This is a genomic window from Granulicella mallensis (assembly GCF_014203225.1).
Classification (GTDB): Bacteria; Acidobacteriota; Terriglobia; order Terriglobales; family Acidobacteriaceae; genus Granulicella; species Granulicella mallensis_A.
This window is the reverse complement of the sequence record NZ_JACHIO010000013.1, coordinates 166,208-192,142: the sequence shown is the minus strand read 5'-3', so window position 1 is coordinate 192,142 and position 25,935 is coordinate 166,208. Positions and strand designations below refer to the sequence as shown.

22 protein-coding genes are annotated in these 25,935 nt (G+C 55.4%); 10 read left to right on the top strand and 12 right to left on the bottom strand.

Going from position 1 to position 25,935, the window contains the following annotated elements:
* Positions 1-27: 27 nt before the first annotated feature.
* A complete protein-coding gene (locus HDF15_RS16080; protein WP_184257316.1) occupies positions 28-312 on the bottom strand; it encodes a hypothetical protein in 285 nt (94 codons plus the stop codon).
* 330 nt (positions 313-642) lie between these two features.
* Between HDF15_RS16080 and HDF15_RS16075 the strand changes: the two genes are divergently transcribed.
* From HDF15_RS16075 to HDF15_RS25940, 8 genes are all read left to right on the top strand, one after another.
* On the top strand, positions 643-1,806 hold the full coding sequence (locus tag HDF15_RS16075) for an IS481 family transposase (RefSeq protein WP_184257313.1): 1,164 nt from the start codon (positions 643-645) through the stop codon (positions 1,804-1,806).
* Positions 1,807-2,002: 196 nt separating this feature from the next.
* Entirely contained in the window at positions 2,003-2,554 is a 552-nt protein-coding gene (locus HDF15_RS16070) for a hypothetical protein (RefSeq protein WP_184257311.1), read from the top strand.
* Between the two features lie 1,098 nt (positions 2,555-3,652).
* A complete protein-coding gene (locus HDF15_RS25945) occupies positions 3,653-5,209 on the top strand; it encodes a hypothetical protein (protein WP_260331122.1) in 1,557 nt (518 codons plus the stop codon).
* A 221-nt stretch (positions 5,210-5,430) separates the two neighbouring features.
* A complete protein-coding gene (locus tag HDF15_RS16060; protein ID WP_184257309.1) occupies positions 5,431-5,685 on the top strand; it encodes a PqqD family protein in 255 nt (84 codons plus the stop codon).
* Positions 5,686-5,702: 17 nt separating this feature from the next.
* Positions 5,703-7,067, top strand: a complete 1,365-nt coding sequence (locus tag HDF15_RS16055) for a phosphotransferase (protein WP_184257307.1) — start codon at positions 5,703-5,705, stop codon at positions 7,065-7,067.
* Positions 7,058-7,456, top strand: coding sequence for a lasso peptide biosynthesis B2 protein (locus HDF15_RS26475; protein ID WP_184257305.1), 399 nt, complete (start codon positions 7,058-7,060; stop codon positions 7,454-7,456). The genes HDF15_RS16055 and HDF15_RS26475 overlap by 10 nt, the downstream gene beginning before the upstream one ends.
* A gap of 143 nt (positions 7,457-7,599) precedes the next feature.
* Positions 7,600-9,381: an asparagine synthetase B gene (locus tag HDF15_RS16045; protein ID WP_184257303.1), complete on the top strand. Its 1,782-nt coding sequence runs from the start codon at positions 7,600-7,602 to the stop codon at positions 9,379-9,381.
* 80 nt (positions 9,382-9,461) lie between these two features.
* Positions 9,462-9,596: a hypothetical protein gene (locus tag HDF15_RS25940; protein ID WP_260331121.1), complete on the top strand. Its 135-nt coding sequence runs from the start codon at positions 9,462-9,464 to the stop codon at positions 9,594-9,596.
* A gap of 94 nt (positions 9,597-9,690) precedes the next feature.
* Here HDF15_RS25940 and HDF15_RS16040 read toward each other — a convergent pair whose 3' ends face one another.
* The 4 genes from HDF15_RS16040 to HDF15_RS16025 form a co-directional block, all read right to left on the bottom strand.
* On the bottom strand, positions 9,691-12,093 hold the full coding sequence (locus HDF15_RS16040; protein WP_184257301.1) for a hypothetical protein: 2,403 nt from the start codon (positions 12,091-12,093) through the stop codon (positions 9,691-9,693).
* Between the two features lie 72 nt (positions 12,094-12,165).
* Positions 12,166-15,282, bottom strand: a complete 3,117-nt coding sequence (locus HDF15_RS16035) for a TonB-dependent receptor (protein WP_184257299.1) — start codon at positions 15,280-15,282, stop codon at positions 12,166-12,168.
* Between the two features lie 95 nt (positions 15,283-15,377).
* Positions 15,378-16,475: an anti-sigma factor gene (locus tag HDF15_RS16030; protein ID WP_184257297.1), complete on the bottom strand. Its 1,098-nt coding sequence runs from the start codon at positions 16,473-16,475 to the stop codon at positions 15,378-15,380.
* A 201-nt stretch (positions 16,476-16,676) separates the two neighbouring features.
* Positions 16,677-17,321: an RNA polymerase sigma factor gene (locus tag HDF15_RS16025; RefSeq protein ID WP_184257295.1), complete on the bottom strand. Its 645-nt coding sequence runs from the start codon at positions 17,319-17,321 to the stop codon at positions 16,677-16,679.
* 147 nt (positions 17,322-17,468) lie between these two features.
* Here HDF15_RS16025 and HDF15_RS16020 point away from each other — a divergent pair, with 147 nt between their 5' ends.
* Positions 17,469-17,753: a helix-turn-helix domain-containing protein gene (locus HDF15_RS16020; protein ID WP_184257293.1), complete on the top strand. Its 285-nt coding sequence runs from the start codon at positions 17,469-17,471 to the stop codon at positions 17,751-17,753.
* Positions 17,754-17,828: 75 nt separating this feature from the next.
* Here the strand turns inward: HDF15_RS16020 and HDF15_RS26470 are convergent, their stop codons facing one another.
* From HDF15_RS26470 to HDF15_RS15995, 5 genes are all read right to left on the bottom strand, one after another.
* Positions 17,829-18,026 (bottom strand): helix-turn-helix domain-containing protein, encoded by a 198-nt coding sequence (locus tag HDF15_RS26470; protein ID WP_409254881.1) that lies wholly within the window; start codon positions 18,024-18,026, stop codon positions 17,829-17,831.
* Positions 18,027-18,296: 270 nt separating this feature from the next.
* Positions 18,297-18,494 (bottom strand): hypothetical protein, encoded by a 198-nt coding sequence (locus tag HDF15_RS16010; RefSeq protein WP_184257291.1) that lies wholly within the window; start codon positions 18,492-18,494, stop codon positions 18,297-18,299.
* A gap of 93 nt (positions 18,495-18,587) precedes the next feature.
* Positions 18,588-19,169: a J domain-containing protein gene (locus tag HDF15_RS16005; protein ID WP_184257289.1), complete on the bottom strand. Its 582-nt coding sequence runs from the start codon at positions 19,167-19,169 to the stop codon at positions 18,588-18,590.
* A 48-nt stretch (positions 19,170-19,217) separates the two neighbouring features.
* Positions 19,218-19,448, bottom strand: a complete 231-nt coding sequence (locus HDF15_RS16000; RefSeq protein ID WP_184257288.1) for a hypothetical protein — start codon at positions 19,446-19,448, stop codon at positions 19,218-19,220.
* A gap of 959 nt (positions 19,449-20,407) precedes the next feature.
* Complete coding sequence (locus HDF15_RS15995) at positions 20,408-22,243, bottom strand: restriction endonuclease (protein ID WP_184257286.1); 1,836 nt, start codon at positions 22,241-22,243, stop codon at positions 20,408-20,410.
* A gap of 873 nt (positions 22,244-23,116) precedes the next feature.
* Between HDF15_RS15995 and HDF15_RS15990 the strand changes: the two genes are divergently transcribed.
* A complete protein-coding gene (locus tag HDF15_RS15990; RefSeq protein WP_184257284.1) occupies positions 23,117-23,818 on the top strand; it encodes a hypothetical protein in 702 nt (233 codons plus the stop codon).
* Positions 23,819-24,079: 261 nt separating this feature from the next.
* Here HDF15_RS15990 and HDF15_RS15985 read toward each other — a convergent pair whose 3' ends face one another.
* On the bottom strand, positions 24,080-25,105 hold the full coding sequence (locus tag HDF15_RS15985) for an aldo/keto reductase (RefSeq protein WP_184257282.1): 1,026 nt from the start codon (positions 25,103-25,105) through the stop codon (positions 24,080-24,082).
* A 70-nt stretch (positions 25,106-25,175) separates the two neighbouring features.
* Positions 25,176-25,931 carry an SDR family NAD(P)-dependent oxidoreductase gene (locus HDF15_RS15980; protein ID WP_184257280.1) on the bottom strand — a complete coding sequence of 252 codons (756 nt, stop codon included), beginning with the start codon at positions 25,929-25,931 and terminating at the stop codon, positions 25,176-25,178.
* Positions 25,932-25,935: the final 4 nt, after the last annotated feature.

Sequence of the window (25,935 nt, the reverse complement as noted above, 5' to 3'; positions counted from 1 at the left end):
TCCTCCTTGAGGTTGTGGAGCATTGGCTTATGCAGGGCGCGGATGATATTTCGCGCAGTGCCAATCGAGCACAGGGGTGATGTGGGTTGTCGTGATGTCTTCCGGCCCATCCGAGAGAAGCTCCACGGGAATATTCCCGAGAACCTCTCCGCAGGTGGCGCAGGAGACGGTGACCGTATCGCCGCAAAAGCCCAATTGCGCGAGGTCTACGGTGTCCTCGCCCAGAAGGTGTTCGCCCATATACACGTTGGCGAAGCGCCGCCATGTAAAAGGGTTCGGTGTCCCCGGTGGTTTGGTTTGTGTTGGTCGCATCTTGCCTCCCGCTTTTGCGTTTGCACGTCCGCGTTGAAACGCGGCATGTACATGCCGAACGCCCCCTGGCGAAGGCGGGGGTAGCAAGCGTCAAGGGGAGGGGCATCTCCCACCCTTGCAGTGCAGGCGCAGCCGGAACGGAAAGGGCGCAGCGCAGCGGAGGTCTGCACAAGCGAAGCGCGGAAGATTGGGGAGACCCCTTGACGCGCGCGGGGGGCGGAGCCCCTGAGCGTACTTAGCACTTCCGTTACAAACAGACCGGAGACATGGTTTACAGCGAAGCGCGACGGCTATGGAAACTCGATATTTGGGCACACACGACGATGTTGTATGCCATGGAAAGAGAGTCGTATCTTGGATCAACGTCTACAGTTTCTGTCGAGTTACCGAAAGGAAGAGATGACGGTAGCGGACCTGTGTCGCGCGTATGGGATCTCGCGTCCAACGGCCTACCGCTGGATCAATCGCTATAACGAGACTGGGCCGGAAGGGCTCGTAGATCGCAGCCGACGCCCGCACACCTGTTCGCACGCGACACTCGAGCCGCTGGAGAACGCTATCCTCGTCCTTCGTGCGAAGCATCCGTCCTGGGGCGCGCGCAAACTCAAGGCAAGGCTGGAAATGCTCCAGCCAGACGTGGTGTGGCCTGCAGCTAGCACTTTCGGTAACACCTTGAGCCGCGCGGGCTTGACCAGTCCGCAGAGGAGGAGAAAACGCACGACGCCATGCTCTGAGCCGTTCTCTCTGGTCACGGGTCCAAATCAGCTATGGTGCATGGATTTCAAGGGTTACTTCGCCACCGGCGACGGTAAGCGCTGCGATCCGTTCACCATCACGGACGCACATAGCCGTTACTTGATTCGTTGCGAGATCGTCTCGCGGATGGACCTCAGCCAAGTCCGAGCAATCTGCGAAGCAGCCATGCGAGAGTATGGGATGCCAGCACGGATCAGGACCGACAACGGCGCACCGTTTGCGGGCACGAGGCTACTGGGGCTGTCAAAGCTCTCGCTCGGATGGATGAAGCTTGGGATCGGGCACGAACGCATTCAAGCAGGTCGACCGCAACAAAATGGCCGCCACGAGCGGATGCATCGCACGCTAAAGGAGGACACGACGAACCCACCTGCGTCATCCCTTCGTGCACAGCAGAGCCGCTTCGATAACTTTCGCTACGTGTTCAATAACGAGCGCCCGCACGAGGGCCTAAACAACCAGGTTCCAGCAAGTCTCTACATCCCCAGCTCGATCCGACTGCCGCGGAAGTTGCCAGAGTTCACGTACCCGAAGGGTCTTCTGCTGCGGCGAGTCAACAATAGCGGCGACATCAGCTGGCACAAGAACAGAGTCTTCATCAGCGAAGTATTCCGCTTCGAAGAGTTGGGAGTCGAGTTGATCACACCGGGGTTTTACAAAGTCTTCTTTCGAGAGATGGAGATTGGAGAATTCAATTCCGAAGAGCTTCGCTTCAGAGCTGCACGAAGAGTGGTCTGAACCCATCGATGAGTGCATTGACCTGCTGGTAACGATCTGAGAATAGTAGCTGCCGAAATCGTGACTTTGTAGGCGATTTGTGGAGGGCGGAGGGTCCGATCTAGATCAAACTGATCGACAGCTGAGTCCCCCGCCCGCTGCTGTTGTACAGTGGACATACAGATTCGCAGTCGCACCTCAGCTTTGCGAGGCAAGCATGCAGAACAGTAAACAGAAACGGGAGCCTGCCTGGCGCGACCTTGGTCTCTGGGCGCGTCACGCGGCATTCAATGCTTCCCAGGGGACAGGCAAGCGCATCGCCGGATGGATCGTACTGGCCGTGTATGCAGCGTTTGTCTTTGGCCTCCCACCACTGATCTGGTTCACGTGGCATGAGTGGGACTTCTGCCGCGTCGCGCATATCTTCAGCTGCATCATGCCGCTCTACTGGATCTACCTCGCTGTGAAGGCCAGGCAACGCCACGAGGACGGTGAGCCTCTGCTAGAGCCATCCGACGAGGAGATCGCCTCTGCCTCTGAGGGCTTCCGAGCCTGGCGCATCCGCCTGTACGAGCGCCCAGCTCGCGCGAAGATGGTGGACATCGCGTTTCGTCTGACTGTCCTCGGCGTTCTCGCATTGATCTTCCGCGCCCGCATCGGCGGCAACGGCTACTTCTGGCTGCTCTGCGCCGAACTTGCCTTCCGCGCCCTGCTTATGATCAAACGCCCCGCCCGCTTCGCCCGCCCTACCGTGATCGAACCAGCCTGAAGTAGCGGGCCAGTTTGACTTGGTTTAAATGGGATGAGCTTTAGCTCGGAAGGTGCATCTCTGTTTGCCGCGATTGATGAGCAGCTCGGGTTGAAGTTGGTGCCAACGAACAGGCCGGGAAAGTGCTGGTCATCGACGATATTGAGCATCCGTCGGAGAACTAGCTTTTTTCGACCCTCACGCAATACGGGGTTATAGGTAACTACGGCAGGAGCTTGTCATCGTGCTCGATTTCCCGACTTATCCGACCGTTGCCGCCGAATCGCCAATGCACTCAATCACAAGCTATGAATACCGATGAGCATCAAAGGCGGGCGTGGTGCATTGCACTGGGTGGCGGCCTAACGGTTTATGGAGCTCTCGAGCGTGAAAAGCAGGCCATGGAAATGACAGAGTATGGAAAGCATGGAAAGCCAGGATGCCGGCTTTCCACCCTTCCCACACTCTTTGGAAATCCCTTTGGGATTTCCACATTTCCACGGCCTCGACGACCGGATATATGTCTTCTTATGCCCTCAAGCCGAACCATCGCCACCGCAAGGGGCTTGTAACGGATGTCTCAGGTCCACAGCGTAACGCATGTCCCGGTACACTCACCCCTAGGAAGGCTTGGTTTCCTTCGGCGCGTGCGTAGCACGCCGGTCTTATCGGGGAGGGCGTTGCGGGCAGGAACGGCCCGCTGAGATGGGAGCGGAAGACGCACAAGCGGCTAGAGCGCGGGAAGAGACATCTTCCCGTCAACACGTTCATCTTGTTGGAATTGTTGGTCAGATACCCACCGGGAATTTACCCAAGAGCATTGATCGCTGATTCATTTCCCAACATGAAAGTCTCTGATGAAGAGGAGGTGCAGAGTGCGGTTTGGGATCTTACTTGGTTGCAGATTCCGGGGCGGGAAGGCACACTGGCTAGAAGGCAAGCAGCCACATTGCTTGCCGCGGGCCCAGGTTAGCGATCGAAGTGGTGGTTCCCAGATGACATGTTCGATCAACCAAGACAGTCATTCGTGATCCACCGAACGGCATGTGACACTCGGCTCCTTACTTCAGCGATGTCGCAGCTCCCGATGTTGAGTTCTTTTGAGAGAAGCCCTTCGCTGTGTATCGACCTGTTCCCCGTAACGAGATCTCTGACGCGGTCGTGCATCTCCGTGAACTGCACCGACAGTTCACGCCGTCGAATGATCGCGAACGCTATGCCTTCGAACGACGTGAACTCATCACGAAGAACCTGCTATCAAACCTGCGTCGGACGGGAGATCATCCGACGCTGAGCCTGCTGCTCGAGATTGCGGATATCTTCTCTTTGACGATCGAAGGCGCCCACCGGCTCTTTGGATACGATCTGGGTGGGATTCGAGAGTACGAACTGCGATTGAACGGCAGTCGAACCCATATCGTTGAGTCGTATGCGTTTGAGCGTGATCTTCTCGTGGATCTGCCTTTGGAACTGGCTTCCTCAGAGGCGTACACATCGGATGCAACGCTTGGGGAACTCGTACGAAGTTGGCAGCGCGACATCCCCATGCGCGCACTGAAGGGACCGGCATGGCGACGGCCAGGAACCTTCTATGTGCATGTCGGCACGGAGGACAGCCTGGGATCGAGCCTGCCCCCAGGAGCCATGGCTCTTGTCGAGCCCATCGAGGAGGCAGAAGCGCGCCAACCCAATCCTCGATCCATCTACCTGCTTCAATTCACGAACGGATATCGATGCAGCCGCTGCGTAGTCACACGAGGTAGGCTGCAACTGTTGAATTCGGAGAGATCCTATTCCGGACCTCAAGAGTTCGCTTATCCAAAGTCGGTGCGAGTGGCTGGTCGCATCCGTATGTTTTCTGTCTCGTTGCCGTTGCCTGAGTATTCTCAAGGTTCGCTAGCTCGCTACGAGGGCAGCGCAGCTCTCATTCTTCCCTGGGAACATCGCACGCGCGACAGTTTACTCGCCACCGGATACAGACGTTTTCGTCGATCTCGGGATGAAGAGCAGATGGTCCGAAAGTTCCTTCAAACGAAGTTGCAATCGAACTTCAGTGATCGGACTTGGCGGCGGTACCGTAGTCCAAGTTCCTCCGAGCCGCATGTCCCTGCCCTCCTGCAATTGACGTTGGCACACTTCGCGCGTTACACAGATTCTCTTCAAGCCGGCGGATACATCATCCGGGATACAAATCGGTTTTCGCTCGACACGCTGCTTGCGGCGAAGAACTATGGGGACCTATTGATCCCGCGCCAAGCAGCAAGAGCTCCCATGCCCACAGAGGTGTGGGAGACGAGGCAAAGAGAATTCGTTGAGTGGCCGCCCTTGCTGGCAGTGAAGTTTCCTCAACTGAGTCTCTGGGACGACCGCGTGATTCGACTGGCGCAGGGGAGTCCGATCAGGGGTCTGCATCCGCAAATTGCGCCCGGTTCCTGGATGCTTCTGGAGAAGCTGCCAGCGACTCCGAATACGCGGAGCGATGAGAGCAAGAAGGGGTGGTCACGGCCGATCTATGTCCTCCGCAGAGGGGTGGAGATTCTTTGTGGTCACCTCGAACGAGACGGAAATCGCTTCGCATTGCTATCCAACAATCGCGAAGGCGGCGTGAAGGTGACGTTCTACCCAGACGAGCTCCGTAACGTAAGCCGAGTATCTGGTGTCGCGATCCCCATTTAGCCCTCGCTAACCATCAAACGTGACGACGCCGTAGATTTGGCCAAAACAGACTCCCTGTCTGCACAAAGAGCGCTGCATTTGATGCGCGTAACTCCCACTTCTTGAGGAGTCGAAGTATGTTTGGCCAACAAGCAATTTCTTCTTGCCCCGAGCCCGACGAGGATGGATGCTCTGTTTCACGAAAGGGTTCGATGGAATCGACCTGACCGGGGAGAACAAAAATGGACAAGAGCCTTTCTCATCTCCGGAGCACAGGAAATCAGGACGGTGCTGCGGTTCTCGATACCAGTCAGGGCACGCTAACAACGCTGAACCCAACAGGCGCGTTGATCTGGCGAGCGCTTGAGCATGGAGAAACCGAAGACACCATCGTCGCAAAGCTTGCCGCAGAAACGGGAGCCTCCGCGGACATCATTGCACGCGATGTCAGAGACTTCATCGCCGAACTTCGCAAGCAAAATATCTTCCCAGCTTGACGACATGGAGAACAGTCATGCCAGCAGAGACGAATTTCGACGGCATCGAGCATCGCGTGGCCGTGATCGAACCCTCGTCGCGGAAAGTTCTGATGTGCGAGGCAAACGGAACACTTCGTCTTCCACGAGTTGTTGTTTCGCCTAAGGCACGGCCGGCGCGTCAGCTTTGCAACGAGCTGAAACGTTCATGGGGGATCGCGGTTCTGATCCTCGATGATTTGGGAAGCTCAACTCCGACCTGCGTCGCAGCAGAACTTCTCTCCAGCCAAGGTGCCTCTGCGTTTCTCAGGGTGAACGCTACAGAGATCCCAAACGGCGAGATCTCTGACGAGGAACAACTCGACCTCTTGAAGGTGCTCGACGATCAAGGGAGAGGACCGTTTTCTCACATTGGCTGGATCGACGAAGCGATGGCGTGGATCGAGGAAACTACAGGACTGAAGCCATGTGCGAAAGAGGACCTCGAACAGTACAACGCCGGCGCAACGTACACGCTCGTACGATTCCCTATCGATTCCAGGAACAGTTACTGGCTCAAGGCAACCGGAGTTCGCCATGCCCACGAACGGCGGTTGACCCATCTGCTATCCGATATCGCCCCCGATTGCCTGCCAAGGTTCTTGAACGACAAGCCCGAATGGAACGCGTGGCTAACGACTGGTGCAGGCCACTCCCTCGCGGCGATGCCGCCGGAACCGAAGGAGCTTCTGCGTCTGCTGGGGGCCGCCGTGGAGACTCTGGCTAAGTTACAGACCAAGACGGCGGAAATGGAAGCCGAATTGTTGCAGGCCGGAGCATTCGACCAACGTCTCTCGGTCCTATACAACCAAGCGCCCCTTCTGTTCGATCATGTCACGGAAGCGATGGCACTCCAAACTTCTACCAAAGCCCCAAAACTGACGCCCAGACGGCTAATCGAAATTCGCAGAGTCTTCGAAGACACGTGCACGTGGCTTGAATCTCAAGCCCTGCCAACAACGATTCTTCACAACGACATGAACCTGGGGAATCTCGCCTTCACGGGGAACGGCTGTCATCTTCTCGACTGGGCCGAGGGCTATGTCGGTCATCCACTCGTGACGTTGCAGCATCTCTTGCTCTTGAACCCCATCGTTGACACAGGCACAAAGGCTTCGGTGAACCGCATCCTGAAACACCGGTACAGCCACGCTATGCGTGAGGTGTGCGATCCTTCCCTGCTCGAATCGGCCTTTCGCTTCATGCCGCTTGTGGCCGCAACCTCGGCTCTGTATGGCCGAGGGGACTGGCTACAGAGCGATATCCCGCATTCTACGGGTCGCCATACCTACTCGCGCATGTTGGCCCGGTATATGGATCGCGCCGGTACGGAGCTATCGCTTCAGGAGACGCCATGTCAGTGAGACAGCGAGATCGTCGACGTCGTAGAGGCCGTGTGCTAGAAAGCTGGCTTCTCCTGTTTTCTGTCGACGTTGTGATGAAGTTTCGGGGCTTTCCCCGGCTCTATGACCTCGTCCGTGAGAGGCAAATTCGGATGGTGACGAACGAGAGTCCAAACGCACTGTCCCATGCAATGGATCTAGCCTGTGTCTTCTATTTCAAACCTGTCCTGTGTTTGCAGCGTTCCGCTGCTTTGGCGCTATTGCTAAGCCGCCACGGATGGAAGAGCGAGATGGTGATCGGAGCACAGCTGCTTCCCTTCCTCTCCCACGCATGGGTGGAGGTAGAAGGTGCCGTGGTCAACGACAAGCCCTACGTAACGGAAATATTTCAAGTACTCGAACGTTGTTGAGTGAGGTTGTGATGAGCATTCTCGGTGGGATCTTGACGGAAGACGGGAGAGCGGTGTCGCAAGATGAGCTCAGAAGATCCTGTGGGCTCACGGACCGCTTCGCGTTTGGCCCAACGGGCTTCTACGTCAAAGGAAGTATCGGCATGAGCCTCCAGCCGTATCCAAGCCATGAGCGTTCGACGATGGATGCAGCTCCGATCGCAGATATCCAGGGCAATGTAGTGAGCTTCGACGGTCGCCTGGACAACTACCGTGAGCTGGCCGAACAACTCGGATTAGACGCCGCAGCGGCGTCGGATTCGGAGATCGTGATCTGCGCTTTCCAGCGCTGGGAAGAAAGCTGTTTTGCCCGTTTCACCGGCGATTGGGCGATGGCTCTGTGGTCAGGGCCGAACAGGCAGCTTTACCTTGCGCGCGATCACGCTGGAACGCGAACCCTTTATTTTGCTCAAACGAAGAACGAGGTTCGCTGGTCGACTTTTCTGGACGCGCTCGTGCAGACTGGGATCAATCGCAGTCTCTCCGAAGACTACGCCGCAAGGTATCTTGCCCAGTTGCCGATGAGAGACCTCACACCCTATGAAAGCATTCACTCGGTTCTTCCCGGCCACTACCTCCGGATCGCTGACGGCAAGATATCCAGGCACGCGCACTGGAGTGCGCTGATTCGCGAAACGATCCAGTACAAGAGCGAGGCCGAGTACGACGAGCATTTCGTGAGTCTCTTTCGTCAAGCGGTGGCACGGCGAACCGGACCGGGCGCACCCATCCTCGCCGAACTCAGTGGCGGAATGGATTCAACCTCGATCGTTTGCATGTCAGATCACATGCGGCGCATGAACGATCCCAATGCAGAGATCCTCGACACACTCTCCTACTTCGATGACTCAGAAGCTTCCTTTGACGAGAGAACCTACTTCTCGATCACAGAGAAGATTCGTGGAAGGGTGGGCACTCATATCGATATCGAGCTGCGCAACAGAACGTTTGAGCCTCATGATGCCGCAGAGGGGCTGTACTTAATCCCTGGAGCTGACAACCTCACTTTTCGAAAAGAACGTCGATTTCACGACACGGTCTGGCTACGCGGTTTTCGCAGCATCCTGTCGGGCATTGGCGGAGATGAGGTCTTAGGAGGCGTTCCCACGGGGTTACCTGAGCTCTCAGACCATCTTGTGTTCTTTCGATGGATTCGCCTGTGCCGCGAAGCCGTCTCCTGGTCGATGGTAGACCGCAGTCCGCTGGCTCTTACGTTGGCCAGGACTGCAGTCCACAGTTCGAAGACGTTCCAGTTCCAGACAGTAAATAATCAAAAGCTTCCGCCTTGGATTTCAACGCGATTCCGTCCCGCACTCCACCATGCGAAGAAGACTCTTCATCTAGGGCTGTTCTCTCATTGGGGTGCACCCAGCAGGCTGGATAACGCTATGTCGTGGTGGAGCATCATGGAGACGCTCCCCCATCTGTTTCCACTGATCCTCTCTCGTCCCGAATATCGCTACCCCTATCTCGACAAGGATCTGGTGGAATATCTCTTCAGCATTCCGCGAGCACAGATTCTGCGCCCGGGAAGGCGGCGCTTCCTGATGCGTCGCGCGCTTGCAAAGATCGTTCCCGGGGAGATTCTCGAACGTCGCAGAAAGGCGTTCCAGCTTCACGGCCCATTGACCGCATTGCGCGAAGCGGCGGATGATCTCCAGGGCCTTTTCACAAACTCCGCCCATGTGGTCCAGCGCGGGTGGATAAACGCCGACGAGCTACGGAGCGGCCTTAATCAGATTGCGCGAGGGGACACCCGGCACTGGCAGGGACTACTACGAGCCATCACGCTTGAACTCTGGCTTCGTAGTAGCCATCACACGCCCACGCTCCGAACAGCGAACCCCGCAGATGCCCTGGCATCGATAAGTTCGACCGTTCCCTAACGGTCATCAAGCTCCGTGCCTCGGTGTCTCTTCATGGACATCGGTCGCACGGAAATTCAGCACGAAAAGAGGACCGAACAATGCGCTACATTCAACCCAAAATCACCGGAACGTTCCCTGCAATCTCCACCATCCAAAGCGAGAAGAATTCACCCAGCTTGGAAGGGAACGGCGTACTTCCCTCCACGATCAACGCGTACCAGGCGGACGAGTAGTCGATAGTTAAGTATCCGCTCGTTCGTTGAGGCGGCTCGAAACGATGCCACTCCGGTTCAATACCGAAGTGACGGCGTGGATGAGCCGCCTTGTTTATTTTTGGCCGGCGTTCGGTGGGACAACGCTGGTCTGTGCCGAATCCCGTAGCTGTCTCAACTCTCTCCAACGACGATATTGGTCCAGCTTTGACGGATCGGGATCTTCATAGCCTTGAAGCCAGAATCTGAACCAGTCAACGTCTCCCTGCTGAGACTCCAGTCGTTCCATCGGCCTTTGGTGAATATGGGTTCCCTTCGGGAAGTAGATAAGATCTACAGGCTTTCCCTGGAGGAAAAGAGAGGCGTAGAGATCCCATACTCCAAGCACGGACCATGGGTCGATGGCTTCGATTCTTACGGGCGTCTGGATTCGATCGAAATGAAAATCAGGAGCTCTTTCGAGCCACGAAGTGAGCCCCTTGCCGATGGGTGCGCCTCCGTAGATGGTTTCCATCTGTTGACGTATGCCATAACCATTCACGGCTGTGAGCTGATATTGCATATAGCTGTTGTCGAGACCGTCCGCGACTGTCGCAGCAGCGAATAAGGAGGGGTCTTGCGATATAGCGTTTGTCGCATACCAATAGGTCCAACTGAAGCCAACGACGCCGCCTCTCTTGGGATCGATCAGGCCATCCTCCGACAACGCAGCGACAGCACTTCGATATCCTTCGAAGGCATCCTGCGGGTCTGCGTCGGAGAACGTATCGGGCCTCTTGGGAATCTGCAGGACAACAAACCCGGCACTGGCCAACTGACGTGCCGCGAACGCCGTTGGGCTCGTCCCATCCGTAAGGAACTCCCCTCGATGGTAGGAATACATTTGCAGGACGAACGGGTATCTCTTCCCGGGTGTGAATCCAACCGGTTTGACCAGGGCGCCAGTCCATTCATGACCGCGTTTGTCATTCCAGCGATACTCCGCGGCCTCGCCAAAGAGGAGATGGGAGAGTTGGGGATTCGGATCCCAAATCTGTCGCGACAACTTCTTCGTCGCATCCTCAGCCCATAGCGTGGGCGGAGTATTGAGACCTTCCTTGATGAAGACTCGAAGTTCTGACTGAACCGATCTTCTTTGCGCCAGCGTTTCGGGAATATCCAGACCGATCCCCGTCAGTTCGCTGACAGAGGCCAGCGTCCACGCTCCATTGATGAGCCTATACAGCATGACTTCGTTACCGGCAGACACGCCGCTGACGAGGAGCACGATCTCGTTCTTGTCCCGTCCAAAGGCAACATCCATCACCCGGGGATGCCCCTTCGTACTCTTGTCCCGGGGAAGAAAGAGGCATTGGACCATTCTCGTGGGGAGATCGATACTCGCCACTGGGCACGGTCCTGCCGTCGTTGCAGGCGAAGAATCCTCCGGCAACGGCAGAAAGGTGTTGGTGACCACGGCGCGGGTTTCGTCATTCGACCACGCCGCACGGTTGGAGTCGATGTATGCCAAGGATCTTCCGTTCGGAGCCTCAACGCGGAGATCAATCCTTCCAGTCGCGAGATCCACTACCAGATACTGGCGCGGCCGATTGGGATTATTCGGAGCCACGCGAAGCGAGTCCTGTTTGCCGAAACGAAATTGCCCATATCCCGGAGCCGGCTCGTACACCTTCCAAGCCTCCGGAACGGTAGTCACAGGAGCCACAGTGATGACCTTGTCTCCTAGGGGAGACAAGACGAAGGGAAAGACAGAATCGAGGTACGACCCGTCGCGAAAGGAATATTGGGGCACCGGACGGTCCTGCCAGTGGCCCTGCCGCCGCTTCAAAACTCCCATCGAGTAGTTCTCGGGCCTAAGGGCTTGCTGTCGGCCAGGAAAGAGGACGTCGTACAGATCTCGACCCGTAATATCGATAGCATCAAGATTCCGGGGTGATTCTTCCTGCCCCACACTTTGCGGCATGGAATACGTATAGACAATCACGTTCTTCACGAGATCGAAGTGTTCGACGCTACGAGCAACCGGGGTGAGGGCATGGGACTCCCCGCCTTCTGCGTCTGCTTCATAAAGTTGAAAGTTTCCTCTCATATCCTCTGCCCGGAAGAAGATCTGACTTCCGGTCAGAGACCAGCGAACATCCTTAATCACGGGAGCGTAGTCGGACGCCTCTTGATGGTGGGGATACGATCTGATTCGAGCAATCACCTTCGGTTGAGGTGGAACGTGGATGGACGGATTCTCCAGGTACGATTCCACCGCGTCTCGATCAAATAAATTGATGTCGGATTCGACAAGATCTTCACCTAGTATCCCTTTCGTCGTCACAACCGCAAAGTATTTGCCATCGGGGGAACGATTCGCTATATCGGAACCAGAACCTGGGGCTCGTGCCGCAAGGTGATTGAAGCGAACCATAGCTATGTCATCCCGAACTGAAAAGGCACGGTCTTGCGAGAACGCATTTAGAGAGACAAGGAGGGTCAATACGCTGACGATCCAGCGTTGGGCGAGAAACATGAGGAACTCCGGGGTGAACAGGGGGATGAACGGCAGGAGGAAATTACGTCCTCGCCAATGGCGTTGAATGAATCAGTAGGTCAGTTTGAGCGCAAACTGCATCGAACGAGATCCTCCCTGCTGATACTGCGAAGCCAGCGTGCCGAGGCTCGAGTTCAACATCTTCGTAGCCTGTCCGAAGGTGGCGTCCGTATAGGTCGAATCCACATATCCGAAGTTGGGATGATTGAGGAGATTGAACGTCTCTGCGCGGAAGTGAAGCATCAGATTGTCCGGCAATTTGAAGGCGCGGTTCACTGCTAGATTGAGTTGTGACTCGCCAAACCCTCGGACGAAGTTGCGCGGCGCATTACCGGAGACGCCTGAGGCCGGAAGCGTGAATGCGGCGGGGTTGATGGCCTTTCGACCTGGATACTGTGAACCATGCAGATAGATCGGCTGGTGTGGTACGAGGTTCAATCCGCCGGCGAACTCCTCACCGGTGGCGGGGTCTGTGGTGAGGCCGCCACCAAGGGTGACAGGAAATGCTGTTCGCACGTTAAGCCTTGCGTCAACGGACCAATCGTCAGCCAGCACTGCGATCGGACTCGGCAGATCGTTGGGAGCAGGAAGATCCCACGTCAGGCCGGCTTGCCCGTTGTGTCGAACGTCAAAATCCGAGTCCGCCCGCTGTAGCGGCAGCGCGGTGGAGTTTGAGCCGAAGTCGAGGGAATGAGACCAAGTGTACGAGCCCAACGCCTGGAGTCCGTGAGCCACGGAGCGCTGAAACTGGACCTGCAGGGCCTGGTAGTTTGAAGTCACACCACCGGCAAAATACTCAATCGAGCTGAAGTTCGGATTGAGTGCGGAGACGGATAGCTCCTGCAGGCCCAGCAAGCGTCTGCCGTTGGAGGCGACATAGGAGAACGTCAAGGACTGGTTTTTGCCCAACGCTTGTTGAAGAGCCGCGTTCCATTCCAGGGTATAGGGCAATTGCAGGTGAGCAGGAAAAGCGATGATCGTTCCCGAGGTGTAGGGCGGCGAGACGGAAATCGGGACGGAAAGCTGTGCGGGAGTGTACGGCAAGGAGTCGCCGGTCCCTATGCTGTAGGCCCGGAATCCGAAGTTACTGAACCCGAGGGCTCCGATCTCGTTCGCCGAATCGAAGAATACGCCACCACCAGCTCTCAGGACAGTCTCTCTCCCCGGTTGATCGTTTGCCGTCCACGCCACTCCAAGACGCGGAGCGAAGTTAAACCATGTGGTTCGCCAAAGCGGGGTCCCGCGGAGAGCAACCGACAGCGAGGCCGGATCACTGATGGTGCCGTTCAGGGTGTACGCGTCGTTGCTGTGTTGCTCGGTGGGGGGCGGAGAGAGCTCCCAACGAAGCCCGTAGGAGATGCTAAGCCTTGAACGGACATGCCAATTGTCCTGGGCATAGAGAGCCGTTTGATGGAACAGTGGTGTTGAGGAGAGAAAGCTGAAGACTTCGGAGAGGGCCGGCGTACCTGTCAGAACCTGTTGCGACGACTCGAAGCTCGGATAGAGCTCAAGCGACGGAGGCAGGATAGGAGACTTGAGGTGAAGATCATCGACACCGAACTTGAAGACGTGATTTCTATAGGAGACATTGAGACCGTCGACGATGTTCCATTGCCGTTGTTCATTTCGACCGTTATAGGGCGTGAGAAGAGAAGATCCGATTCCCGAAAAGTAAAGGTACACGACCGGTTGCACGGAAGCGATTGAACCAGCGCCAAAATCAGCAGCAAGATTCGTGGGGGTTGCGCCACCGAACGAATCCAGAACGCCGATCTGTGACGAATTGGAACGGGCATATTCAACCCTGAACTCGTCCGAGATGTTGCTTTTCATCTGCGAGTTCGCGCCCAGGGTGTAGCTCTGGACGTCACTGGTGATGGTCGTTAGAGCGAAGTAGGGTCGTGACTCTGTATAGCTGGTTGTGTCCCCGACACGGAAGAATAGGGCTATTTTGCTTCCAAGAACGTGATCCACACGCGCGCTGGTAGCGTTGATCGAGCTTGGGAGCGAAAACGGAGCAATGAACTGGGCCAAATTCGGCGCTGCGGTTGTGCCATAGTCGACTCCGTTCGGAATCGGAAACGCGTTGAGAATGGGTTGCATCGCGGCCGTGGCCTGCTGGCGCATAAAGAGATCGGGAACGTATTGGATCGAGGCCGCTGTCGGCTGGGTGAGCCTTAGGCCTTCATACGAAGCGAAAAAGAAGCTGCGGTCTCTACCGTCATACAACTTTGGAATTCGGATTGGACCGCCAAGCGTCCCTCCAAAGTCGTTTTGCCGCAATGCCGGGGTGGGCTTCCCATAGTGATCGTTGAACCAATCATTGGCGTCAAAGAAGTTATTGCGAAGATAGTCGTACGCGGTTCCATGGAAAGAATTCGTTCCTGAACGAGTTGCGAGCGAAATTTGGCCTCCGGGAGACCTTCCATACTCAGCAGAATAGGTCGAACTCTGCACGCGAAACTCCTGCAGCGCGTCCACAGAGACGATGGCTTGCGTCGTTCCTAGAGCAGTCGAGGCAGACAGCGTCCCGCCCGTGGAGGGACCAGCCGCGCCCCCACCGTTTCCAGCTCCAATGTTCGCCGTGACTCCATCGACGGTGTAGTAGTTCGACTCAGTGCGTTGGCCGTTGACGCTGAAATCGCCTCCACTACCGACCGTGCTGAGTGTGCTTTGCGGACTTTGTGTAACCACGCCGGGCGTCATCGAGATAAGGTCTTGAAAGCTTCGACCATTCAGCGGAATATTTTCAACAAATTGCCGGTCGACGATCGTGCTCACGGAGGCATCGGTGGTATTCATCGGCGGAGTCGCCTCATCGACAGTGACGCTCTCGGAGGCTGCGCCAACGGTCAGAACAAAGTTCAGAGCGACAGCACTTTGCACATTGAGAACGACATCCGCCTTGATGATGGTCTTGAATCCCGGCTTGGAGATCTGGACGTGGTAGTGGCCGGGCGGAAGGATCGGGACCAGGTACATCCCGGAGTTGTTGGTCTTGGAGTTGTAAACCACTCCCGTCGCATCATTCTGAATGGCGACTTCTGCATCAGGAATGAGCTTGCCTAAGGGGTCCGTGACACCTCCACTGATTGTGGCGTTCGTGGACTGGGAGAAAAGTGGCCCGGAGGAAAAACAGAGAAGGAACAACGCGATCCAACGTTTCATGCAGCAGGCGCTCCGAAGGGTGGAGAGTGATTTGGGCACACTCTATCTACGGATGGCCGCTCGAAGGTGTACCAACTGCTTCCTCGCTTATTCGATTATGGATGATTTGGCTGAATTTGCAGATAGGCTCGGAGAAGCTGCTTGCCGGTCGGCTTATTGCTTCCGCCCGGAGGCTCGACCGTAACAAATACCATATTCATTCGCGCCAGGGTCTTCGGATCGTTGAATCGAAGGACCCACCGTTTATGGCTGTCGTCCTGATAAAACAACCCGAGATTTATAGGTTGGCTGTCGCTTCCGCTGCCCCACGCCTGAAATGCAGCTGCCTGTTTCAATCCCGGCTGCTTTTCGAGGTCAAAGCCGTAAAAGACCAGAGAGCGGTTTTGGGTGTAGAAGAGACGGCCAAAAGGTTTCGTGGTCTTCCCGCTTTCATTCGTATCGAAGATATCAGCGATATAGAGGTCGCGCGCGCCTATCAGATCTCGGATGTCACGGTCATGCTGCATAAAATCTTTATCGAGGGCGAGCATTCGCTCTCTGTCATCGAGGGCGCTGTTTGTTTCTTCCAGCGCTGCATCCAATAAACGAACTTTAGCTTCGAGAGCACTGACCTGCACGCCCTGTTGACCTACCGAGGATTCGGAAGATGCGAGTTTCTCACGCAACGCCTGTGACTCCGCCTGGGCTGTAGAGAGCTGCGCGCTCAGAGAATCTCTTTCCGAAACAATTTGGTCACGTTGCGACTGCTCTGCCTGGAGTTGGTGTCGCAGAGTTGCCGCGGAAGATTCGGACCGCACAGATGAGTTTTCAATAGCCGAGATCTGCCGACGCAGCGTTGCGGCTTCGGCCTGGCTCTGCTGCAAAGCCAGCGAATCCGCGCTGCGCGCCAGCGTTACCGTTGGAGGAACGGATGGACCATTCGCCGAGGACTGGGAAATCGACAGCTGTCGCCGTTCGGATCCATGCCTTACGAAACGCGAATAAGCGAAAGCACCAAACACAACAAAACAAGCCGCCAGTCCGATACCCCATACGTGCCAGGAAGGTCGCTTCGGCGCAGAATTTTGCGGAAGGGTGACGGGACTCTCCAACCGCGCCATCAGGCGGCGCTCCGCTGCCGCGATAGTGCTGTCTGACTCCCTGGGCAGGCTATCGATCTCGGCGGCCGCGCTTGCTGCCATCAGCGGAATCACATTCGAGGTGATGTGCTGGTATTGCTCAAACGTGTTCCGGCAACTGTCGCAGTACGCAAGGTGTACCTGCAGCAAGGCCCACTCTTCGTCTGTGAGGTCCCCGGAATAGTAGAGCGCAACCAGAGCAACGAACTCGTCATGAAGTTGGGGATTCAACGGCTCAGTTCCCTTGGAGTGCAATTTGCCATCCATTCTCTCACCCTAGCCCCGCTTCGGGGGAAAGAGATGAGAGCGCAGGCGATCCAACGCCCGGTAATAGTGATGTCTGACATTGCCGACCGTCTTTCCGTGCTTCTCCGCAATCTCGCGAAGACTATATCCTTCGAAGAAGTGAAGCTCTAGTGTTTGCTGTTGATCCGGGGTGAGTTGCTCGTTCATGCGAGCTCGAATCGCCTTGCCATCAAGTGCTTCTGCGGAAGGTTGTACCGCCATAGTGGGCATCCGCTGCTCATCGAACTCTTCCGTAGTGTAATGCTGCCGAAAATCCAGGTACCGCCGCCGGTCGATCGCGCGATGGTACGTCACCTGGATAATCCAGGAAGCTCCAGAACTCTTCTGGGGGTCAAAATGCTGTGCTCGCTCGGAGAGATAGAGAAAGACTTCCTGGCGGAGATCGTCTGCTTCAGATTCATCTCGGAGAATTCGGTAGGCAACATGAAATACGGCGCGGGCATGCCGACGGAAGAGGAACCCAAGAGCATCCCTCGATCCCTTACCTACGGCTTCAAGGAGGGCTTCATCTGAGAGCGTTTCTCTGCCCAAAGCATGCGACTCATCTTCTGCTACGGCAGCGTCGTCCGGCCTCACGAGAGAATTCGGAAAGTAAAGAATGGCCTTTGAGCTCATTGCTCTTCCCTTTGCACTTCCGATAAATGACTGGGGTGATGAATGATGTCGTTGCGCGGAACGAGTATCCAACTATAGTTGCTGAAACGAAGTATACGCAACTATAGTTGCTAGTTCAATTCAGATGACTGGCTGCACGATTGGTTTGTGGCAAAACCGGTTGGGGTCGGCAAAATACGAAAGTCTACGACTCCTAGGGAGCGCTTTGGCGCTGCCATCACGCAACTCCGAATCGAGAAGAAGATTTCACAATCGGTGGTAGCGGCAAAAGTTGGCTGTGAAGAGTTCTACCTGCGAAACATCGAACAAGGTAAAGAGAATTTTTCCTTCGATATCATGTACGCAATCGTCAGCTACTACGATTTGCTGCCGCTCAGTCGTTTTTGGGCATATGCAGAGAATGCACCGACCAGCCAAGCTGTTGATTCATAAGAGACAACCTTGAATCGTTTTCTTTCCAGGAGCAATTGCTCTTGGATCTGCGCTGAGAATCATTCCCGGCAGATTCTACCTTCCACTAGGCGATTTCCTTGGCAGTGCTTCGGCAAAAGTCCAGAACTGCCCAATTGACATCTGGAAATAGCTGCTGATCGCGGACATGACATCGCACGTGATATTTGCGTGACCGCGTTCTATTTTGCCCAAATAGTAGTTGCTATAGCCCAGCGTAGCCGCCAAGGTGGCTTGTGAAAGATCATGTGACACCCGCTTCTCAGTCACAGCAGTACCAAACACCTGATTAGGCGTCGTAGTCTTGCGTTTCTTGTCTGCTCCGACGGGTTTTGGCACATAACCATCGTGTGGGGATGGCTAGCGAACGTAATAGCAACTATAGTTGCTATTACTCTCAACCCTGGCCCTGGGGCGGCGTTCAGGCCGTTCGACTGTGGGGCGGCGTTGTCTGGCGGGACGAGCACAGGAGAAGAACTGGGAGAGAGCGGTGGGGCGAGTTCGATCTCGGGCGGCATGCGGGGATCACACTTCGGCGATCGAATTGCCATGCTCGTCGACCGCATCCTGATTGCTGTACGAATGCAGCTCTCCACAGTGCGAACAGGAGTGATCGCCTGCGACCTCGTAGGCGATGGCGGCGCCCTGGAACCGTTGGAGGGGAAGGCAGATGAACCGGTTACAGGTAGGACGTTTGCAGATGACTCCGACGTACAGGGACATGGATGATTTCCTGCGGAAGCATAGCACACCTGACCTCTGAAAATGCCCTACGTCATCCTTGTCATGCTATCGTCCTCTGAATCAGCTTCTCGTTTACCCGTTGCTGTTGCTGCTGGCGTCAGCATAAGGTCTTACAGGAGGTTTGATCATAAGCAATTCATACGCGGCGTTCAGCATCTTCATTCGTTCAGTGGCAAAGACTTTTAGCTCAGAGGCCATTCCTTCAAGTTTGTCAGGATGCCATTCAGCGATCTTCCTACGATAAGCCTGCCGAATTTCTACTACGGAGGTGCCTGGGGCCAAACCCAACAGAAGCAGTGCCGCATCGCTACTCATAGATCGCGGATCATTTAAGTTGACGTCCGGTCCCGAAACATCAGGAATGTCCTCCCGATCAATTGTTTCAATCAATCCCGTCTCGGCGTCGAGTTGTACAGGGAAATGCGCCAGCAACTTTGGGGAACAGTAATCTATGTTCGTACAGGTGGCGAAAATTGGAAATGAATAGATTGGAACTTCGATGGTGAGGTTCGACGAAATCCTGACCAATATCGATTGGTTTTCCAGTGCATGAATCAAGCACTCTACGAATGGTGGAGGGAGCGTCTGGATGTTCATCAGGATTAGCAGATGGCCGGGCATAATGCCCGTCAGTTCCGCAGTCAATTCTGCCATAGGGCCGAACGCGCTGGCATCAACTAGCCTGTAATCCCAGCCACCTTCCTATGCTACGGCGATGGCTGAGTCGGCAGCGATCTGAGTCGTCCCCTTCACGAGCAGATTTCCGATCAAACTAATATCAATTTGACGGATGGCAGCACCTGAGTCGTCATTTAACTCATCCCCAGCTCCTCCATTATTCAAATCCGGCCACTCTAGATCATTCCAATCATCGAGATTCTCCCCACGAAGACCCGCTCTCCACGCCCTGATAACCTGGCCAAGCCAAGACATGATCAAACTCCAATCCGTATCCGTAATTAAGGTTGGTGACCCGATGTGGTTGGAGAGTTCTGCCCATCGAGACACTGTCCCGTGGAGTCAAGCATCAGCAGTCAAAAGGTGAATTCGTCGAGTTCACCTGCCAGCATACTAGGGAGGCTATAAGGTGTTGCTTCCCTACATTATGACTCATCTTGCCGCCGCCTTCTTCCCAGCGACATAAGCCAATTGATAAAAATAAGCGACTTGATTTAGGGTTGCTGCTGGGTAGGTGCCTGGTCGCGATGGCACCGACGGAGACGTTCCTCGGACCGATTTATAGCCGTCAATATATCCTTTTTTCCAAGCATCGTTACAGTCTTTTGACGTCGTTGACATAAAGAGTTCCTCATCCTATTCGGCACAATGATAATGGATCAGCTTCAAGCTAAACGGTTCCACGACCTTCGACGTGAAAAAACCTCTGTATTCGGTGTAGCCTTTGGCGTTGCCGCCGTGGTTGCGACCGCTCTGGCCGACACGCCCAAAAGCTGGCCAGCGCATTCGGTCATCGGAGACTCATTACGCGCTATTTGCGTAACCAAGATGGGCCGCCACCCCACCCGCGGCATTGAAGGATCGTCTGGCGACGACGAATAGCATGGTCTAAAGGTCGCGGAATTTTCTGGGGGTTTGGGCTTACATCCCTTCTCGACTGGCAACAGGTTTGCGTAACGGAGCCTAAGCGTACGATTTTTGACGTTTAGTGTTGTGACCCAAGATGGTCCTAATTGACTTTCGGGGTTTTAGTCAAAAGCACCCAACTTCTAACTTGAAACGGTCGGCGGCAAGTCCTCCGGGCTCTCCAAGCATGGCCTTCTCGCAGGCGATACGGTTGGTGTAGTGATCTTTCTAACGCTGGTGATGCTGTATCACCCGGGGTATAGGGAAAGCAGCAAAGGCAGCTGACGCAGCATCCCCAGGGCGAAAGATCATAGATCAGTCTGTTCAGCTTTCATGCGTCGCGCTTCGGCGAGATCGACGCGAAACTGATAGCCGTGCTTTTGCAAGAGCCCGAGGAGTTGAGCCCCATCCAAGAGGGTGATCGGTTCATTGTTCGCGAAGGTATATGCATCTGCTCCGTAGGTGCTAGTTGTGACGAGAATGCCACGTGACGCACCCTCCTTGCGGACGACGGCGCAAAGGTCGCGAACTGCGCTCACGTCCACTGTGTTGGTATAGCGCTTTGCTTGGATGATGTACTTCCCGCCGTGGATTGGGTCAGGATTGAAAACTATAGCGTCCACCCCTCGGTCTCTGCTCGTTTGGGTAATCTTCACTTCAGTGCCACGCCCGGAAAATTCCTTCTCGAATAACTCGCGAATCAGGTGTTCGAAGTCTTGCCAGTCCATCGCAGCAAGGTTGGTGTTCGTTCCGAGGGATTCCAACACGTCTCTGGCGGCCACGAAGCGAGAATCAGTTCGTTTCATATTGAGGGCCGGTTCGATGGGAATAATCTCGATCAGCTTTCCTGCTGATTTACCTTTCAGCGCCTGAAAGGCAGCCAAGGGATCGATTCTGTTTAGGTTCAGGGAAGCGATCTGCTCCCGCTCGACAAGGAGAGTTGCCGTGTATGCTCTCGTGTCGAGACCGGTATGTGGGTGGTGGAAACTGACCCAGCCATTCAAAGCCAAGAGCTGGACGACGCTGCTATCAGCATTTCGGAATATCTCGAAAGCTGCTCTGAGCATGATCGCTGGATGAAACTGTGGGATGAATTCACCACATTCTTTCTGATTAAGAGGCTTTGCAACAAGGCCAATCCTCTGTTCAACGAACTTTGCTGGTGGCCTATGAACTATGTTCGGCAGCTCAATTTCGACAATGAGAATGTGTTGCACTTCGTCATAATCGGCTTGCCACACCCGCGGCATTGATACCGGCCATTCGATGGAGCCAACAATGTAATCTAGTCGATCTATTACTTGCTGTTTCTGTCCTGCACGAAAGCCGTTGAGGACCTCGCGCAGGCGAGTGTTCTCTGCGATGCACTCATCCTTGTATGCCCGAGCCGCGTCTTGGAACTTTGCCATCTCTTCTTTTTCGAAAGCGATAGATGAATCACGATATTGTGTCCACTGTTGTCTTTCTTTAGCGTTCCACGCCGCCACAGAGTTGGCAAGCTTCTCGTATCTAAAGAGCAATAATCGACGTTTCTCGTTGTAGCGCTCGACTTCTCCGCGCTCATTGCCAAAGAAGCGATCCAGATCTTTCTCGCGGATGTTTTTCGAGCTTGCCTCAAATATGGCGAATTCCATTCGTATTTCGGAAATGGTGAACGTTTCCAACTCGAGACAGTGCGAGGAGGACGGAGGCTGCCACGGATACGAACAGTCGCTTCCCAACATCCTATTTTCTTTCTCGTGCCACGGTTCAGCGTTCGGGCGAAGGATCAAAGCAAGCTCCCGAACGTTCATCTCGGTCGATTGTGCATTCTGCGTCGGGGCAGCGAAGGCTTTGAAGGGCACCTTTTGCCACGTTGGCCGATGCGCCACCCATTTCGAGGTGTTCCGTCGTGCTGCGAACGCGGCCTCGAGCTGGGTGATCGTCTGGTCAGTGCGTTCCAGTTCTGCGGGGAGATTTATCCGAACGAAAGCTCTAAGACGTTCTTTCTTCTTGAGGAAGCGAGTCGCATTGGCTCTGGTTAGAGATTCGGTGATCTCTTTGTGAGTAGCTTGAGTTGCCTCCACTATGGCTTTTGCGACCGCGTAGATGATCCATCCAGCGACGCCAAGCACAACCAGTATTAGGACTAGTTCCTCGGGCATGACGTGATCTTACCCTTCAAACTACTAGGGGAGGGCGGGCTGTTGTGGCTGGTGCTCTAACCCGAGCTGCGGAAGATGGTCCTGGAGTTGGTGGTCTCTCCCCACACCCGCCGAAACTACACGAAGGCCTTCGACGACCTGTTTGCCCTTTCGGCCGGTCGCGGCCACTGACCGGATCACTCCTGACGGAGTACCGGGCGACCATGGCCGGCTTTCCGCCTCAACGATGAACGTCCGCCTCTCCAGTATCCGAAAGATGGTCTGGGAGGCTCGGGGCCGAGGAGGCAGAGAACCTAACCGGGGCTCCCAACATCGCGCAGAAGGGGACCCCTCTTTCGTCCTGAAGGATACGGTCGGGGAGATGTACTTCTGCAATTTGCGATGCTTCTGTGTCTGGGCGGTGGGGCTTGCTACAAGGCCGAACATATCTGAAGAAGTTAAAACGAATGCGTATTCTCTGACCACTCCATCGGGTGAACAACATCAGTTCACCGGGGTTGTAGAGGTGGCGAGGTGGGCGACAGACGCTTTTGAACAAAGAGATATCGTGAGCGAAAAGACATAGCGGGAAAAGCGGTCAAGGGGAAAAACCAAAGAGGTTTGTCCTCTTGCGCCCATACTGCAGGGGCCACTCTACGGCGGTCTCCCCTGGAGTCGGCGGATCTCTATATTACCGGTGTAGTCATGCTGGGCAATCTACGTTCTGGCACAGTGGTCTCTAAGTGCCAATAGGAGAGCGCGGCAACCTGTTCGCGCACGGCGGATACTCAGATGCACACTGGATCATCCAGCCAAGGTCTGAGTCGTCCACCAAACTTATACGGAATGCAGTAGCGAGTCTCACGGGACAAAGCATATGATTCACTATTCCTAATGCACACTCTGGACAACCATTGGATACGCCTGTTCGCGTGGTTTATCAAAGACGGGGCTTCCCGTGCCACATTCTGCCTCGTCGTCATCACAGCCTGGTACGCATACCTGACGGCACGTATGGCAAAGGCGATGGCCAATCAGACCCGCGCCATTGTGCAGCCCATATTGACTATCGAAATAGCGGTTGATTCATTCTTTCCGACGGGACGGTTTGAGATAAAAAACGTCGGGACTCAACCGTTCATCATTCTCGACATACGGTTGGAATGCCATATCGAATCAGTAGTGACTGACGATGACTTCCTAATGTACGAAAGGCACATACTTCCGCCTGACGAGTCGATTGCATTTCGTTTCGATTTACGAGAGCGATACGAAGCAAAAGGCTTTCGTGTGTATGCGGAAGGGGGAGTCGTGGCCAATGTCACCGTCGTGGTGGCGGACCTGAGTGAACAGACCATCCAGACGTACCGGAACTTCACCCATTGGAAAACCTTACGAATGGACAAGGGACTTCCGTGGAGGGTCCGGAGAAAGAATTGGATTGCTCCCTGGAAGCAGTGGTATTGGCGCATTCGGTACAAGGTCAAACCGCCAGTGCTTACGATTCCTGAAACTCCAAAACCCAATACTCAATCATCGGCATCGGTAAAAGAAAAATCCGGTCCGCCAGATAACGATTCTACCGACGCGCAATGAAATTGGCGGAAGCATCCGTCGCGGGTGTAGCGAAGATAAAAGCAAGCTAAGGGCCGTTTCCAGTCTCGCGGCCGTCTTGCTCATTGGCTATCGAAGAGCCTTACTTGCTGGCTAGTGATTGGCGTGGCATTGACGAGCCGTGCTTTCATCTTGTTTGCCGCCATGATGCGCAAGAGGTGAACGTGTGGTCTTTTGGATGGTGCGAGATACTCTTCGTAGTCGCGAGGTTCTAAGAAAGTTGTCATACGATCGTGAATCGGGTCAAACTGCAACCCGATCTGGACGACGCCGTAAACTCGCCTGAGTTACTGCGGGCGGAGTGTAGAGTGCGCCCATCGGCCCCGCGTCGGTCCCCGGCGCAACGACCTCGTCGATCCTATCCAGGATTTCGTCGCTAAGCGCAACTTCGGCACCGGCGAGCAGATCGTCCAGCTGTTGCATCGTGCGTGGACCGAGAATCGCCGATGTTACACCGGGGTGAGCCATCACAAACGCCATCGCCATATGCGTCAACGAAATCCCGGCTCCCTCGGCGATGGGGATGAGGCGTTCGACCGCCTCCAGATTGCGCTCGTCGGACATCTGTTTGGGAAAGACTTTGACGCGCAGGCTCTCCGGCAGAGAGTGCCCCTTGCGGTAGCGCCCGGTGAGCATACCCTTCGCCAGCGGGCTCCAGACCAGCGCGCCCATCCCATACTTCTCGCAGATGGGCAGAACCTCCTGTTCGATACTGCGGTTGAGGATCGAATAAGGTGGCTGCTCGGTTCGGAAGCGAGCCAGGCCACGGTGCTCCGCCACCCATTGCGCCTCCACGATCTCGGAAGCAGGAAACGTCGATGACCCGATGGCGAGCACCTTGCCCGCGCGCATCAGGTCCGTGAGCACCGACAACGTCTCCTCGATGTCGGTATCGGGAGAGGGCCGGTGGATCTGGTAAAGATCGATGTGGTCGGTCTGAAGACGGCGCAACGACGCCTCCACGGCCTGTGTGATCCAACGGCGCGAATTGCCCTGCTGATTTGGATCCTCTCCCATTGCGCCGTTCACCTTAGTGGCCAGCACGATATTTTGGCGACGACCCTTGAGCGCCTTGCCGACGATCTCCTCCGACTCTCCGTTGCTGTATCGATCGGCGGTGTCGACGAAGTTAATGCCGAAATCTAAGGCCTTGTGGATGATACGAATGCAGTCGTCGTGATCGGAGTTGGCGATGCCGCCGAACATCATCGCTCCTAAGCAATATGGGCTGACCTTGATGCCTGTTCGGCCTAGCGTGCGGTATTTCACGGCAGTTTCCTTTCTTCTCTCGCTGTGCGGCCGAAGCGGCCTTTGATGGTTCCATGGACGGAATTTCTATTTACCAGGGGATCGTTTCACCTTCCCAGCGCGTGAAGGTTCCGGTGGGACCATCCGGTCCGAGCAGCGCGACCCGCACTACCTCGCGCGAGCCGTCCTCAAGTGTCTCTAGCCCGGCATAGCCATTGAGATTCGTTTTCGTGAAGCCTGGGGATACAAGGTTGACCTTGATCCCGCTGCCTTCCAGTTCGATCATTATGGCTAGCGTGATGGCGTTCAAAGCTGTCTTCGAGGCCGCATAGCCCGGGCTGTACATCTTGCGATATTGGAAATCCGACTTCGCATTCGTAGTCAGTGAACCTACGCCGCTGGAGACATTGACGATATGTGCGTGCGCGGATTCCCGCAGGAGTGGCAACATGGCTTGATACACGGCAAGCGCACCGAAGACGTTCGTCTCCCAGATGGCGCGGACCTCGTCCAGAGAAATCTTGCTTGCACGGGTGAGTTTGGAAAACTCCTCGAGCGAGCGGTCGCCCCTGCTTGTGTTCGAGATAGCTGCGTTGTTGACAAGCAGATCAAGGCGGCCAAACTCCGTGCGGACACGCTCGGCCGCAGCACGGATCGAAGCCTGATCGGTGACATCGATCTGCAGCGCGATCGCACCGTTGCCGATCTCTTTCGCGGCAGCTTCGCCGCGCTCCAGATTGCGCGACCCGACATAAACCATCACACCATTGGCGGCGAGTTCCTTCGCAACCTGGAATCCGACTCCCTGATTGGCCCCAGTCACGAGAGCTATACGTTGATTCGACACTTTG

What these genes read in the sequence shown, in the direction of transcription:
- HDF15_RS16080 (WP_184257316.1), bottom strand. Translation starts at nt 312, where the DNA reads ATGCGACCAACACAAACCAAACCACCGGGGACACCGAACCCTTTTACA.
- HDF15_RS16075 (WP_184257313.1), top strand. Translation starts at nt 643, where the DNA reads ATGCCATGGAAAGAGAGTCGTATCTTGGATCAACGTCTACAGTTTCTG.
- HDF15_RS16070 (WP_184257311.1), top strand. Translation starts at nt 2,003, where the DNA reads ATGCAGAACAGTAAACAGAAACGGGAGCCTGCCTGGCGCGACCTTGGT.
- HDF15_RS16060 (WP_184257309.1), top strand. Translation starts at nt 5,431, where the DNA reads ATGGACAAGAGCCTTTCTCATCTCCGGAGCACAGGAAATCAGGACGGT.
- HDF15_RS16055 (WP_184257307.1), top strand. Translation starts at nt 5,703, where the DNA reads ATGCCAGCAGAGACGAATTTCGACGGCATCGAGCATCGCGTGGCCGTG.
- HDF15_RS26475 (WP_184257305.1), top strand. Translation starts at nt 7,058, where the DNA reads ATGTCAGTGAGACAGCGAGATCGTCGACGTCGTAGAGGCCGTGTGCTA.
- HDF15_RS16045 (WP_184257303.1), top strand. Translation starts at nt 7,600, where the DNA reads ATGAGCCTCCAGCCGTATCCAAGCCATGAGCGTTCGACGATGGATGCA.
- HDF15_RS25940 (WP_260331121.1), top strand. Translation starts at nt 9,462, where the DNA reads ATGCGCTACATTCAACCCAAAATCACCGGAACGTTCCCTGCAATCTCC.
- HDF15_RS16040 (WP_184257301.1), bottom strand. Translation starts at nt 12,093, where the DNA reads ATGTTTCTCGCCCAACGCTGGATCGTCAGCGTATTGACCCTCCTTGTC.
- HDF15_RS16035 (WP_184257299.1), bottom strand. Translation starts at nt 15,282, where the DNA reads ATGAAACGTTGGATCGCGTTGTTCCTTCTCTGTTTTTCCTCCGGGCCA.
- HDF15_RS16025 (WP_184257295.1), bottom strand. Translation starts at nt 17,321, where the DNA reads ATGAGCTCAAAGGCCATTCTTTACTTTCCGAATTCTCTCGTGAGGCCG.
- HDF15_RS16010 (WP_184257291.1), bottom strand. Translation starts at nt 18,494, where the DNA reads ATGTCCCTGTACGTCGGAGTCATCTGCAAACGTCCTACCTGTAACCGG.
- HDF15_RS16005 (WP_184257289.1), bottom strand. Translation starts at nt 19,169, where the DNA reads ATGGCAGAATTGACTGCGGAACTGACGGGCATTATGCCCGGCCATCTG.
- HDF15_RS16000 (WP_184257288.1), bottom strand. Translation starts at nt 19,448, where the DNA reads ATGTCTTGGCTTGGCCAGGTTATCAGGGCGTGGAGAGCGGGTCTTCGT.
- HDF15_RS15995 (WP_184257286.1), bottom strand. Translation starts at nt 22,243, where the DNA reads ATGCCCGAGGAACTAGTCCTAATACTGGTTGTGCTTGGCGTCGCTGGA.
- HDF15_RS15990 (WP_184257284.1), top strand. Translation starts at nt 23,117, where the DNA reads ATGCACACTCTGGACAACCATTGGATACGCCTGTTCGCGTGGTTTATC.